10 protein-coding genes, 1 tRNA gene and 1 rRNA gene are annotated in these 13,754 nt (G+C 31.7%); 2 read left to right on the top strand and 10 right to left on the bottom strand.

Annotated elements, in window-relative coordinates; translation table 11 throughout:
• Positions 1-116: 116 nt before the first annotated feature.
• The 5 genes from leuS to V5784_RS04465 all read right to left on the bottom strand — a co-directional run bounded on the left by leuS (position 117) and on the right by V5784_RS04465 (position 6,039).
• Complete coding sequence (gene leuS / locus V5784_RS04485; RefSeq protein WP_336887852.1) at positions 117-2,726, bottom strand: leucine--tRNA ligase; 2,610 nt, start codon at positions 2,724-2,726, stop codon at positions 117-119.
• A gap of 72 nt (positions 2,727-2,798) precedes the next feature.
• Positions 2,799-3,425 (bottom strand): sigma-70 family RNA polymerase sigma factor, encoded by a 627-nt coding sequence (locus V5784_RS04480; RefSeq protein WP_336887851.1) that lies wholly within the window; start codon positions 3,423-3,425, stop codon positions 2,799-2,801.
• Between the two features lie 51 nt (positions 3,426-3,476).
• The gene (rlmB, locus tag V5784_RS04475; protein ID WP_336887850.1) at positions 3,477-4,181 is read right to left on the bottom strand and encodes a 23S rRNA (guanosine(2251)-2'-O)-methyltransferase RlmB; all 705 of its coding nucleotides are present in this window, start codon (positions 4,179-4,181) and stop codon (positions 3,477-3,479) included.
• 2 nt (positions 4,182-4,183) lie between these two features.
• Positions 4,184-5,452 carry a UDP-N-acetylglucosamine 1-carboxyvinyltransferase gene (murA, locus tag V5784_RS04470; RefSeq protein WP_336887849.1) on the bottom strand — a complete coding sequence of 423 codons (1,269 nt, stop codon included), beginning with the start codon at positions 5,450-5,452 and terminating at the stop codon, positions 4,184-4,186.
• 2 nt (positions 5,453-5,454) lie between these two features.
• Complete coding sequence (locus V5784_RS04465) at positions 5,455-6,039, bottom strand: DUF1694 domain-containing protein (RefSeq protein ID WP_336887848.1); 585 nt, start codon at positions 6,037-6,039, stop codon at positions 5,455-5,457.
• A 211-nt stretch (positions 6,040-6,250) separates the two neighbouring features.
• Here V5784_RS04465 and V5784_RS04460 point away from each other — a divergent pair, with 211 nt between their 5' ends.
• Positions 6,251-8,047: a carboxypeptidase-like regulatory domain-containing protein gene (locus V5784_RS04460; protein WP_336887847.1), complete on the top strand. Its 1,797-nt coding sequence runs from the start codon at positions 6,251-6,253 to the stop codon at positions 8,045-8,047.
• Positions 8,048-8,100: 53 nt separating this feature from the next.
• Here the strand turns inward: V5784_RS04460 and tsaD are convergent, their stop codons facing one another.
• The 3 genes from tsaD to V5784_RS04445 form a co-directional block, all read right to left on the bottom strand.
• On the bottom strand, positions 8,101-9,114 hold the full coding sequence (tsaD, locus tag V5784_RS04455; RefSeq protein ID WP_336887846.1) for a tRNA (adenosine(37)-N6)-threonylcarbamoyltransferase complex transferase subunit TsaD: 1,014 nt from the start codon (positions 9,112-9,114) through the stop codon (positions 8,101-8,103).
• A 40-nt stretch (positions 9,115-9,154) separates the two neighbouring features.
• Entirely contained in the window at positions 9,155-9,790 is a 636-nt protein-coding gene (locus V5784_RS04450; RefSeq protein WP_336887845.1) for a septum site-determining protein MinC, read from the bottom strand.
• 409 nt (positions 9,791-10,199) lie between these two features.
• Positions 10,200-10,349 (bottom strand): hypothetical protein, encoded by a 150-nt coding sequence (locus tag V5784_RS04445; protein ID WP_336887844.1) that lies wholly within the window; start codon positions 10,347-10,349, stop codon positions 10,200-10,202.
• A gap of 1,338 nt (positions 10,350-11,687) precedes the next feature.
• Between V5784_RS04445 and V5784_RS04440 the strand changes: the two genes are divergently transcribed.
• A complete protein-coding gene (locus tag V5784_RS04440; protein ID WP_336887843.1) occupies positions 11,688-13,196 on the top strand; it encodes a putative glycoside hydrolase in 1,509 nt (502 codons plus the stop codon).
• A gap of 167 nt (positions 13,197-13,363) precedes the next feature.
• On the opposite strand, the gene V5784_RS04435 is transcribed toward V5784_RS04440, so the two are convergent.
• Positions 13,364-13,438 (bottom strand) — tRNA-Ala (locus tag V5784_RS04435).
• 37 nt (positions 13,439-13,475) lie between these two features.
• A 5S ribosomal RNA gene (gene rrf, locus V5784_RS04430) occupies positions 13,476-13,592 on the bottom strand.
• Between the last annotated feature and the right edge of the window lie 162 nt (positions 13,593-13,754).

The following is a 13,754-nucleotide window of genomic DNA, read 5'->3' as shown; positions in this document are numbered from 1 at the left end:
ACTTCCTCCCTTATTACTTTTCCTTTCAATGGTTTCCCTTCGTTAAGGAAACCATTGCCAAAATATCTAGCTATAGTTTTCTTTATATGAAGAGAAAACGACAACAAAGAAAGAGTCTATTTCACTACTATATTTACTATTCTTCCTGGAACAACGATCTTTTTCACTATAGTTTTCCCTCCTATAAACTTAACTACATTAGGAGCCATCAAAGCCAAAGCTTCCAATTCTTCCTTTGTAATAGATCTAGAAACATCTAAAGTTGCTCTCAATTTACCGTTTACCTGCACACCAATTTGTACATCATCAGAGATAGTTAACTCTTCCACATGAGTAGGCCAAGTCATCTCGAATAAATGCCCTGTTTCTCCTAACACTGTCCATAATTCATCGGTAATATGAGGAACAAACGGTGACAACATAATTATCATAGTTCTTACAGTTTCAGTAAACACCTTCTTAGATTCACTGGTTATTTCACCTTTTTCTAATATATTAGCCTTAAAATCCTGCAACTCGTTAATAAGTTCCATGTTAGCCGCAATAGATGTATTGAAGTGATAGTTATCCTCAATAGATGCTGTTACCTTCTTAATTGTTTGATGTAACTTTCTGATCACATTTTTATCGGCTTTAGAAACCGCCTCTAAATCTATACTGCCTGTTTCAAAATATTTTTTATTTTCTACAACCATTCTCCAGACTCTATTTAAGAATCTAGATGCCCCTGCCAATCCATTTTCATTCCATTCCAATTCTTTTTCTGGTGGTGCAGCAAACATTGTGAATAATCTAGCAGCATCTGCACCATATTCAGTAATCATATGTAATGGATCTACTCCATTGTTTTTAGATTTAGACATTTTTTCTACCTTCATAACTAACTCTTCACCTGTAGCTTTAGAATATGATTTTTCATTTTTTGTCTCTGTTTCATTTGGATATAGGTATTTCCCTGTACTCTTTTCATAGTATGACGGACCTAACACCATCCCTTGAGTTAGCAATCTCTTAAAAGGTTCATTTGTAGATAATAAGCCCATATCTCTAAGAACTTTATGGAAGAACCTAGAATACAATAGATGCATTACAGCATGCTCTACTCCTCCAATATATTGATCTACAGGAGACCAATTGTCTGCTATATCTTTATCAATAGGTAGATCTGTATTTTTTGGATCACAGTATCTTAAGTAGTACCAAGATGAATCCACAAAAGTATCCATTGTGTCTGTTTCCCTCTCAGCAGGTCCTCCACACGTTGGACAAGTTACATTTTTAAATTCTTCCGATGTCTCCAATGGATTTCCATTTCCTGAGAATTCAATATCCATAGGTAATTTAATAGGTAGATTTTCATCTGATTCCATTACTATTCCACATTTATCACAGTAGATAGCGGGAATAGGAGTTCCCCAATATCTTTGTCTAGATACTCCCCAATCTTTTAATCTATATTTTACTGTTCTTTCTCCAAATCCTAGTTCTTCTATATATTCCGCGACTTTAGTTAGAGCCTCTTTGGAAGATATACCATCGAATCTATCAGAATTTGTCATTATACCCTTTCCAATAAATGGGTTTTCCATATCTTGTACTTCTATTTTTATCTCTTTTTTAGTCTTCTTCTCTATAGGATTTATTACTACTCTCATAGGTAAATCATATTTTTTTGCAAAGGCAAAATCTCTTTCATCATGCGCAGGTACAGCCATAACAGCTCCTGTACCATAATTCATAAGCACATAATCAGCTATCCAAAGCTCTACTCTCTCACTGTTTATGGGATTGACCAAGTATCTACCTGTGAAAACTCCATTTTTTTCTTTCCCCTCTGCAGTCCTAGCTATCATATCTTCATTTTTCATAGCTTCTATAGCATCTTTGATTTCAGGTTTTTCTGATAAAATATCAGCCACCATTGGATGCTCTGGAGCTATCACGCAATATGTTACACCGAATACAGTGTCTATTCTTGTGGTAAACATTGGTAATTTTTCATCTGACCCTTCTAAATTAAAAGATATCTCAGTACCAAAAGATTTTCCTATCCAATTTTTTTGCATGGTAATTACCTTTTCCGGCCATCCTTCCTTAATTTCTTCGTGACCTTTTAATAATTCGTCTGCATATTTAGTTATTTTAAAGAACCATTGAGTTAACTCTTTTTGAATTACATCTGTATCTCCGTGTCTCCAACATTTACCATCTTCTACCTGTTCATTAGCTAATACTGTATCACATTTTGGACACCAGTTAACTGTAGATTTTTTTCTATATATTAGATCATTTTCATACATTTTTTTAAAGATCCACTGATTCCACTTATAATAATCTGGTTTATAAGAAGCTATCTCTCTATCCCAGTCATATGAAAATCCCAACATTTTTAACTGACCCTTCATATATTCTATATTTTTCACTGTCCACTCTGCTGGATGTGCACCATTTTGAATAGCTGCATTCTCTGCTGGCAACCCAAATGAATCCCACCCCATTGGATGAAGTACATTATAACCCTTCATAGTTTTATATCTGGCTATTACATCACCCATAGTATAGTTTCTTACATGTCCCATATGCAATTTCCCTGATGGGAAGGGTAGCATCTCTAGTACATAATAATTTTCTTTCCCCTCTACTTTATTCTTTGTTTCAAATATCTTTTTATCGTCCCATATCTTTTGCAAGTTTTTCTCAATTTCATTAAACATATATTCTCTCATCTACTACACTCCTACTCTATAATTTATTATATTTTTTTATTTATATCACAAAGGATTAAGGTAGGTATAAACCTAACTTAATCCTTTGTATGTATCCAACCACAGTTCACTTTTTCTTTTTATCCTTTGGATGGCATTATCCACTGCCTTTACTTTCTCATCCATTTTTACTGCAATTTCTTTATATGGATATCCTTTAACCATATATCTAAAAACGGAGGTTTCTAATGGACTCAACTTTCTCTCTAGGTAATTTTTTAATCCAGTCACCTGTTCCTTTGACAGAGCTAGTTCTTCTGGATTATACGATTGATAAGATTTTAATCCCCTAAAATATTCTATCTCCCTATTGGTTTCCTTATTTTCATTTTCTATACCAATAGATGTATTCAATGCCTTATTCTTATTAGAATTTGCTTTTTTAATAGCTGTAATTATCTGCCTTTTTACACAAATTGTGGCAAAAGTTTTAAAAGACGCCGCTTTGTCAGTGTCATACGCTCTAATAGCTTTTAATAGTCCAATCATGCCCTCTTGAATAAGATCATCTCTTTCAGCACCTAGTAAAAAATAGTTCTTGGCATTCATCATAACAAAACCTTTATAGTTTTCTACAACTAACCCTACAGCTTCTTCATTCCCACTTTTCGCTTCCTCTAATATTTCTTCAGTAACTTCAAATCTCGCTCGCTCTCTCAAAATTTTTACCCCCGTTAAAACCCTATTAAAGACAACTTTCTATTAAAATTATTATCGATTTTTTGATATTTCCGACAGTAGAATCCCACCTGCAACCGATACATTCAATGAATTTATCTTACCTTTCATAGGTATTTTTATTAAAATATCACAATGTTCCCTTACCTTTTTCCTTATTCCAAACCCTTCACTACCTAAAACTAAAGCTGTTTTAGCAGGATAATTTTCTTCGTGATAATATTTTTTTGCACTCCCTTCTGCACCATAGATCCAGAAATCGTACTTTTTTAATTCATCGATTGTTTCAGCTATGTTTTTCACTTTGATAATACTTACATGTTCTATAGCTCCTGTAGATGTTTTTACTACAGTTTCATTTATTTTCACCGAGTTTCTCTCTGGTATTATTATTCCTTTAACACCAAAAATCTCTGCACTTCTAATCAATGCTCCAAAGTTTCTAGGATCCTGTACTCCATCTAAAATAAGTACTGTGGATTTTTCTTCCTTTACAGCGCTTTCTAAAAATTCTTTAAAAGTTATATAGTAATCGTAGTCACTTATATAAGCTACTACCCCTTGGGAGTTTTCAATTTTTTTTTTACCTTCCTTAACAATTATGTTTTTTTTACTGGCTTTAGTTTTTAATTTAGCCACCTGTTCAGGTCTTACACCTGTAAATATCTCTATATATTCTATATTTACATTAGATTCTATCGCTTCATTTACAGCATTGATCCCTATTATTTTTTCCATTATTACATCTCCACCTTAATCCTTTCTATATCTGCACCTATCTTTTGTAATTTTTTCTCTATCTCTTCATACCCTCTATCTACATGGTATATTCTGGTTACTATAGTTTCACCTTTGGCTTTTAACCCTGCCATAATAAGTGTTGCTCCCGCTCTCAGGTCACTGGCCATTACTTCTGCACTACTAAATTCTTCCACACCTTTTATTATGGACACTTGGCTATCTATATGGATATCTGCTCCCATCCTATTTAATTCAGGAACTTGCATAAATCTATTTTCAAATATGGTTTCCTTTATCTCGCTGGTTCCTGACACTAATGCTAACAATGTCATAAATTGAGCCTGTAGATCGGTAGCAAATCCTGGATGGGGAGCCGTTTTAATTATTACAGGCTTTAAATCCTCCATCTTTGCTTCTATTGTAGCCAGATCTCCGTCAAATTTTACTTTTACTCCCATCTCTTCAAGTTTCGCAATAAAACTTCCTAGATGTTCCTTAATAGCACCTTTAACTTTAATCTTTCCATCAAATAAAACCGAAAGAGCCATATAAGTTCCAGCTTCTATCCTGTCTGGCATAATAGAGTATTCCACTGGAGTTAACTTTTCTATACCAATTATTGTGAGTTTCCCCGTTCCACGCCCTTCAATCTTGGCTCCCATAGCAATCAAGTAATTACATAGATCGTCTACCTCAGGTTCCCTAGCTACATTTTCTAAGATGGTTGTACCTTCCGCTTTTACAGCAGCCATTATAATATTTTGGGTAGCTCCCACACTTGGAAAATCCAAAACGATATGACCACCAATTAATTTTTCAGCTTTAGCTTTTACATATCCATGGGTAATCTCAATTTTAGCACCCAATCCTTCGAATCCTTTTAGGTGTAAATCTACAGGCCTAGAACCTATAGCACAACCTCCAGGCAAAGATACTTTAGCATTTTTTGCATGAGCCAACATAGGTCCCATAACTAAAAATGATGCTCTCATTTTTTTTACCAGATCATATTCAGCTTCTAAATTAGTCAATCCATTATTTATAATTTTATAGCTATTATTTCCTATTTTTTCAGTTTTCAACCCTAGGCTTTCCAATAATTTCATCAAAGTTCCGATATCTCTTAAGTTTGGTACATTGTGTAAAATATGAGTTCCTTTTTCTATTATTGTTGCTGTTATTATTGGAAGTGCAGCATTTTTTGCTCCACTTACTTCTATTGTTCCACTGAGTGAATTGCCACCCTTTATTTTAAAAGCTCCTATCATCTTTATTCATTTCCTCCTGATTTCTTTCGATCTCTGCATACCGGACAGTTAGTTCCTAATAATTTATCTATAATATTAAGCCTCTTAAATTTGTCTAAATAACTAGGTAATTTATCCTCAATTTTAAGATAACATTCATTACATATACTTTTATTTTGATTTCTAGAAAATTCATGTCCCAGTCCAACATCTAAAAAATCCTGATTCATATCCCTTACAACCAATTCCTTATTTTCATTATCTAAAGCTTTATCTGAAACCACTACAAGTCCTATGTCACCCAAATAGCTAAGGCCATCTACAAGTTCATATCTAAAGTCTAGCTTTTCCGCTTCCTTTATATATGGTTTTAGATATTTCAACCCCACATCTCTCCTTAACTTTAAAAGTTTAGCACAGTCACTTTTTATAGCCTCTATTATATCTAAATAGACCTCGTCTTCCACCAATTGATCTATTTTTAAAGCTATTATTATTCGTTCCCTATATTCATCCAAATAATATTTTTTTTCATGCTGAATACTATATAACTGATTCATTTTTTTTTCTTTTTCATCTAATAAATCCAAATGATTCATTTCTTTCATAGTTATCACCTTCTTTTTTTAAGTTCAATTATAATTATACCACATTAAGATCTTTTTTCAATCCTTCCCAACAAATTAGTTATTTTTGCTGACTGTCAATTAATTTTTCATATATTCCCAAAGGTAAGCCATTAGGATTTTAAAACATTATTACTCAATATGGTAGATATAATGTATAATTTAATAAAATAATCTAAATATGGAGGTTACCGTGAAAAAACTAATACTTTTATTTATAGTGCTATTCAACATATCTTCTTATTCTCTTACAATCAGAGTAATAGGAGAAGATACAAATCCCCTAAAGGAAGTCATTGCAAATATCAATAATCAAGTTAAAATAAGTGATTCAAAAGGTCAAGTTAACTTTGACCTTTCAGAAGAAATCCTAAATATTTCCATCTCTAAAGAAGGCTATAAAGAAGAAGTTCTCACTTTGAAAAACTCTATGGATGGGGTTCAAAATTTCACCATTGTGATGAAACAATTAAATATGTCTTACGTTATATTTGAGTTCCCTGTGAATAACGGAATAATCGAATATCGTGAAATTGGAACAAGCAGATACACTAAAGTACCTTTTTTAGGCGGTTTTAAATCTATAGAGTTTTTATCAGGAACCTATGAATTTATATTTTCTGCAAAAAACTCTATAAAAAATAAACAAATATTAAATTTTAAAGACAGATCTGAATATGTTTTTGTGGATATAAAAATTCCTGTAAATAAGTTCTTTATCCTGGGAAACATCTCTAAAAATAAAGGAATTAAATTTTATAAAGAAAATATCGGCAAAGTTATTCCACCTAAAAACATTACTCTTGTAATCTTTCAAAATGGTGAAATTAAAAAAAAAATCAAACTTAAAGATGCCTTTGTTCCCATTGAACTAGAGGATGGAGTATATGACTTTATGGTTGAAGACCAGTTTTATTCCGACCTTTATTTTAGAGGTCTTAAACTAAACTCTACTGTCAATAAAACTATAGTTATATCTATACCCTCTGTACAAACTACTGTCCGTGGTGTTATAAAAAATAAAGACCAATTTATTGGAGGAACCAAAATTTTATTTACAGATGTAGATAATAACTCCTATGAGACTATGAGTACCTTTGCAGGCGATTTTTTTCTAAATATACCCCCACAAAAATATAAAATAACCCTTAAAAAACCAGGTTTCACTCTAGAAAAGAATCAAAATTTAATCTATGATTTTACTGCCCCAAAAAAAGTTTATAACCTCACCCTCAATGCGGAAGAACTCCTTAGTAATATTGAAGGTATCGTCACAGACGACAAAGGTATCCCTATTTCAAATGCCGAGATTATGGTGAAAAACGGAGAAAAAATAATTCATTTAACAAGTGATGACTTTGGAAATTTTTCAACATCTATCCTCCCGGGGTTGTTATTTATAAAAGTAGAAAAAAATGGATATAAAGCCTTTGGTATTGTAACAAAGTTACAACGTTTTTCTAGCCTTTCTGGATTAAAAATTTCTCTGACACCATATCTTTCTAATATTTCTGGGATAATAGGTAACAGTTTCACCCCTCTAAACGACCTCCATCTGACCCTTAAAAATCACCAGGGAGAAATTGTGGCAAATACCATTTCAAATCAAAATGGGTATTATGAATTTTCTGATATTCAAATAAATAACAAATATTTTATCAGTGTGGGAGTGCCCTCCTATAAATATTCTTATTCCGATGTTTTTACCCTGACAAAAGATGACCTAATAAATAAAAACATTATCCTGCAAAGCCGAAAGACCCGAATCCACTTAGAGTTTCTAAGTAATTCCAAGACTCCTCTGAGTAATCTGGAGATTATCGTAGGAGGAATTATGTATAAAACTGATACCAATGGGTTTTTGTTGTTAGACCTACCTGAAGATATAAAAAACATAGATATTAAGGTAAAGTCATACGGTTATCAAAAACAAATCGACCTGACTTCTATGTCTGAAAATCCTAATCAATTGACTCTAATTGTTAAATAATAATCAGAAAAGAGGGGTGATCAAACAGATCACCCTTCTTTTAAATCTTAATCTTAATCTTCCTCTATGCCCATATTTGCTACTCCATTTAATTTTAAATCAGCAAATATTTTATCTGAATCTCCGTATGTCAGCTTATAATACCCCGCTACTGCAATCATGCCAGCATTATCGGTACATAATTTCATAGATGGATAAAAAACTTCTATCCCCTCTAATTTTGATCTCTCCAATAATTCTTTCCTCAATAATGAGTTAGCCGCTACCCCCCCTGCTATAAGGATATTCTTCACTCCTTTTTCTATAGCTGCTTTAATGGTTTTTTTACAGAGTATATCCACTACTCTATTTTGAAAACTAGCTGCTATATCAGCAGGATTATATTCTTCTTTTTTCATATTCTTCTTATTCACATAATTTATTACCGAAGTTTTCACTCCTGAAAAACTAAACTCATAACCCCCAACTTTGGGTTCTGGCATATGAATGTTATCTTTGTCTCCCTCATATGCTAACTTATCTATTACTGGTCCGCCAGGATATCCTAATCCCATTACTCTAGATACCTTGTCATAAGATTCTCCTACTGCGTCATCTAGAGTTCCTCCTAGATTAAAGAATTTATGATTTTCATCGATATATATTATATTTGTATGTCCACCAGATACTACCAGTGCAATTGCAGGTAGTTCCACCTTGTGTTCTAAAAAATTAGCATAGATATGTCCCTTTATATGGTGGACTGGTATTATAGGTATATCCCTTCCATAGGAGATCCCTTTTGCAAATGAGATTCCGACTAAAAGTGCTCCTATGAGACCAGGTGCGTAGGTTATAGCTATATAATCTACGTCATCTAGAGTTATTCTAGCTTCCTTCAAGCTGACTTCCATTATAGTTGCTATATTTTTAATGTGGTGTCTAGAAGCTATTTCAGGAACAACTCCTCCATATTCCTTATGTATGTCTATTTGCGATGAAATATGGTTGGACAACATTTCTTTTCCATCCTTCAACACTGATATAGACGTTTCATCACACGATGTTTCTATTCCTAATATAATCATTTTTTCTCCCTTGTATCGTTTCTATTTTTTTGTCTCAACTTTATATCAAATCGACACCTATTTTTTTCATCAACTCTTTTATCTGGTTTTTATCCAGTTTTTTTATAATTATCTTTCCCATTTTTTTTTCAAACATAATATTTTTATTCAGTTCTTTATCGTCATGCATAAGCTGAACCTCGCCTATCCTTACCTTGGGATGTTCCGCTTCTTCTATATATACAAAACTACTTTGATATTTCTTGATTTCGCATCCAGCATGCAGGGTCCCGCGAGCTTTTCCATAGACAAAGATATTTTTCCTGCTCTTTACATATGATCCTGGATTTAGACTCCCTAATATTATTACATTGGTCTCTGAATTAATTTTTTCACCCGATCTTAAATTTCCGTAATGAAATCTATAATCAATTTTTTTCTCCGTTACTTTATTGGATTCATCTGCTTTTTCCAAAGGTTTTAAACTCACTATAGACTCTATCATTTTTTCTAATTGTAAAATTTGACTTTCGCTAAAATTTGAATCTATTATCTTATAAAATTTTAATGTTCTCAGTAATTTATAGTTTTTTATAACTATACCTTTTAACTGCCCCTCTATTATTTCAAAAACTGTAGTTGAAGGTATTTTTATTCCAACTAAATTCCCCGATATATTTAGTTTTATCTTCTCCATACCTCTCTCCTTTATTTATAGATATATTTTACACCTTATATTTTATAACCCAACTTAACTCTTTGTCAATACAAACTTTTTTTGCCGATCTCTCACCCTGTTTAAAGATTAATTTTTATCTTTATTTTTTAAATCCCTAGATTGTCAAATTAAATGCAACATTCGGTTCCCCCCAGAATTCTTCTTGGGGATTTTCCCAATTTAAGCTTCCCCTCGGTCTATTATTTATTTTTTGTACTACTATATTTACTTCTTCTTTTGTTAATTTTAAAAACTCAGTTCCTTTTGAAAAAAATCTTCTTAATAAGCCATTTGTATTTTCATCACTACCTTTCTCCCATGAATGATATGGGTTAGCAAAATATGTTTTTATTTCTAATTTTTCTTCTGATTCTTTAAATCCTAAAAATTATTTTCCTTTATCAGATGTAAATATTTTTATAAATTTTTTGGGTATATATTTGAAATTTTCTAGGGTTACGTTATTAAATGTCTTGGCTTTTCTATCTGGCATCAGTTCAGCTATTAAAAACCTAGTTTCCCTACAAACATAGGTCATTATTGCCCCTTTATGATCTTTTCCTACTGTTGTATCACTTTAGTCATACCCTATTCTACTCTTCTATCATTCACTTCTCGCAGTCTTTCTTCTATCATCTTTTTATCAGGTATGCTGCCTCTTTTTTCCTGAACTTCATTCTTCTTAACTTTACCTTTTCTAGGTAGTAGTTTAACAGTGTCTTCCAGTAAAAAATCCTGCTTTTATTTCTCTGTAAATAGTTTTAAATGATATGCTGTATAATTTATCTAATTTTGCTCTTTCCGATATTTATTTAGGAGTCCAAGAATTTTCTGATTTTCCTTGAATATCGATTAAAAGAATACTTTCTTTAAGAATATTTTTAGCCCCACATTTTTGTTTTCTTTCTTGATAAGCTAATTGAGCATTGAAAGGACTAAACGTCCCATTAATAGTATTTCTTTTGATCTATGTTTTTAAGTTTTCTGGCTATTTTAACATTCGATAATTTGAGCGCTAAAAATTCTAATATATTTTCTCTCTCTAAAATGGTAAAATGTTTATGATTCATAGAAATCTCTTTTAATGTTTGGTGGTACATACATTATACCAAGGATTTTTCTATGAATCTTCTTTTGTTGCATTTAATTACACAATGTAAGTTCTTTAAAGGGGTTTTTCATTTTTAAGAGAACAAGAGTATTAATCAAAATTTATTTTAGGAGGTAAGTTTATGAACTATGTAGATTATGTTTCTACACTTTTTATCACTTACGGAATAAAACCTATATTAATATGGGTTATTGGAAAATTCTTCATCGGTAAATAATGCTGCTGGTAGAGAAAAAAATGGAGATTGTAAAGACTCTATTGTTGAGGTACAAAATTTTGCTACCCTTTTAAATACTTTAGACAATAATCCTTTTATTGTCTAAAGTGGAAAAATATCTAACGATACCTTTATAAATTATTCTGAAAATCCAATTAGGAGGGTGAATATTATCTTTGGAGTAGGCTAGAATGACGACCTAGATAAGGCTAAGTCTGTTCTTGTTGACATTGCAAAATCTCAAGAAAAAATCTTGAAAAATTCATATGTCTTTGTCGAAATAATTGAATGTGGAAACTCCTCTGTCAATATAGTATATCTAGTTTGGTATAATACAGCTGATTATTGGGATGTTTACTTTCTCTCTCTGAAGATGGCGAAAATTGAATTTAATAAAGCCAATATTTCTATTCCACACCTACAAATGGATGTACATGTAGATAAATAAAAAAATCTCCAAATAAGAATCAGGGAATTTTTCCCTGATACTTATTCCTTTATCTATGTTATAATTTACCTACACTAAATAATTAGAAAAGGAGATAAACATGCGAAAAATAAAAACGATTATATTTTCATCCATACTCATTGTAGCAATTTTTTTTATCTTTAAAATCAAAGATAATCTTTGTTTGAAAAAAGAAACAATCATTCAGAAAGAGGTGACTTCACCATCTACTATGTATATTTCAGAATTGACCACTTTAAGAGAAAGTATAGATGGAAAACCTAAAAACTCATTGATCATCGGTACTTTAGTAAATATTTTAAAAGTTGATAAAAATTGGGTATATGTATCTACTAACGATTCTAATTATAAGGGATGGGCTGAACAAAAATATCTTACTGAAGTTAAATTAGAGGATCAAGATATATTTCAAACTATCAAAGTTTTAACCGATATACCAGTAGATAACGATGGAAATGAAGTAAAAGATCTTGATCAAAATAATAGTAATCAAAAATTTATAAAGAAAATAGTGAACACAAATTTTGATATCAAAGAACTATATCAATTAGGAGATGTACAATTTAAATCTATCAATAAACAGCTCTATAAAAATAATCCTAAAAAAGATATTAAAGCTATATATATATCTCTTAATGGAATGTATCACGTAGATGATTATATTGACATGGCAAAAAAAACAAATATCAACGCTTTCGTTTTAGACATAAAAAATGATCGCGGAAGGATATTATTCGAATCTCCTACAGCACGTAAAAATTTAGGCGACTCCTATATTCGTCCTAGGATAAAAAATATAGAAACATTTATAAAAAAACTAAAGAAAAATAACATCTACCTTATCGGAAGAATCTCTACCTTTAAAGATGAATCATACGCTGTTTCCAATAAAAATGATATCATCCTAGATAAAAGATATAATCGTGCATACCAAGATTCAGACAAGATTTCGTGGCTATCACCTTATAATCGAAATACTTGGTATTACAACATAGAATTAGCAAAAGAAGCTGCTGATTTTGGGTTCAATGAAATTTTATTTGATTATGTTAGATTTCCTGACAGAGTTCAAAATCTAGAAAAAAACTCAAAATTAGTCTATAATAACTCTTATTCAGAAACAAAACCTGAGGTTATCCAAAGATTTTTAAAATATGCCCATGACGAACTAGCTAAAAAAGAAGTCTATATAGCTGCATCTGTTTTTGGGCAAATTGGTATTTCTAAAAATGATGAAAATATTGGTCAACATTGGGAATCCATCTCTAATATAGTTGATTTTATAAATCCAATGGCTTATCCTTCTCACTATGCAGAGGGAACATATGGACTAAAAAGCCCAGATAATAACCCTTTTACTCTATTAAATTATTATACAAAAGACGTGATCTTGAGAAATAATAATCTAGAAAATCCTGCTATTATTGAACCATGGATTCAAGGTTTTAGTGCTCCTTGGATTAAAAACTATAGAAGTTATAAAACGGAAGAGTTAAAAGAGCAGATAAAAGCTCTTAGAGTAGAAGGTCTACACAGTTATCTTGTTTGGAATGCATCCAGCCGTTATTATTGGGACGGTTTAAAATAATATTTTTCTAAAAAAAAATCATCTAATTAGATGATTTTTTTTATCGCGACTAATAAATACGTTCTAACTTTACTTTTATTTTTGATAGTATACAAAAAAAAGACCTGTCAATTCTACCGAAAGATCTTTTTTATATAGATCAGAATAATATCTGATTAAATTTTATTTGGTGGAGATAAGCTGGGTCGAACCGCGACCTCCGCAGTGCAAGTGCGGTGCTCTCTCAACTGAGCTATATCCCCCAAATCAAAAAAATTATTTCTTCAAAAAATAAAAAAGACTTGGCAAGTTCCTATCCTCCCAAGGGGCTGCCCCCTAAGTACTTTCAGCGTTTACGGACTTAACTTCTGGGTTCGGAATGTGACCAGGTGTACCCACGTAGCTTTTCTTACCAAGCTTACTTTCTTATGAATATTGTTAAACATTCAAAACTATATAATAATGTTTTTCTAAATTAACTCTTTCATTCTAAATCAATTTTGCTTTAGGTTAAGTGTTCGTCATATTAGTATTGGTCAGCTAAAGACTTCACAGCCCTTACACCCCCAACCTATCAAC

The organism is Psychrilyobacter sp., assembly GCF_037132775.1.
GTDB lineage: Bacteria > Fusobacteriota > Fusobacteriia > Fusobacteriales > Fusobacteriaceae > Psychrilyobacter.
Note: the sequence above shows the minus strand (reverse complement) of the source record. Positions and strands in the feature narration are given on the sequence as shown.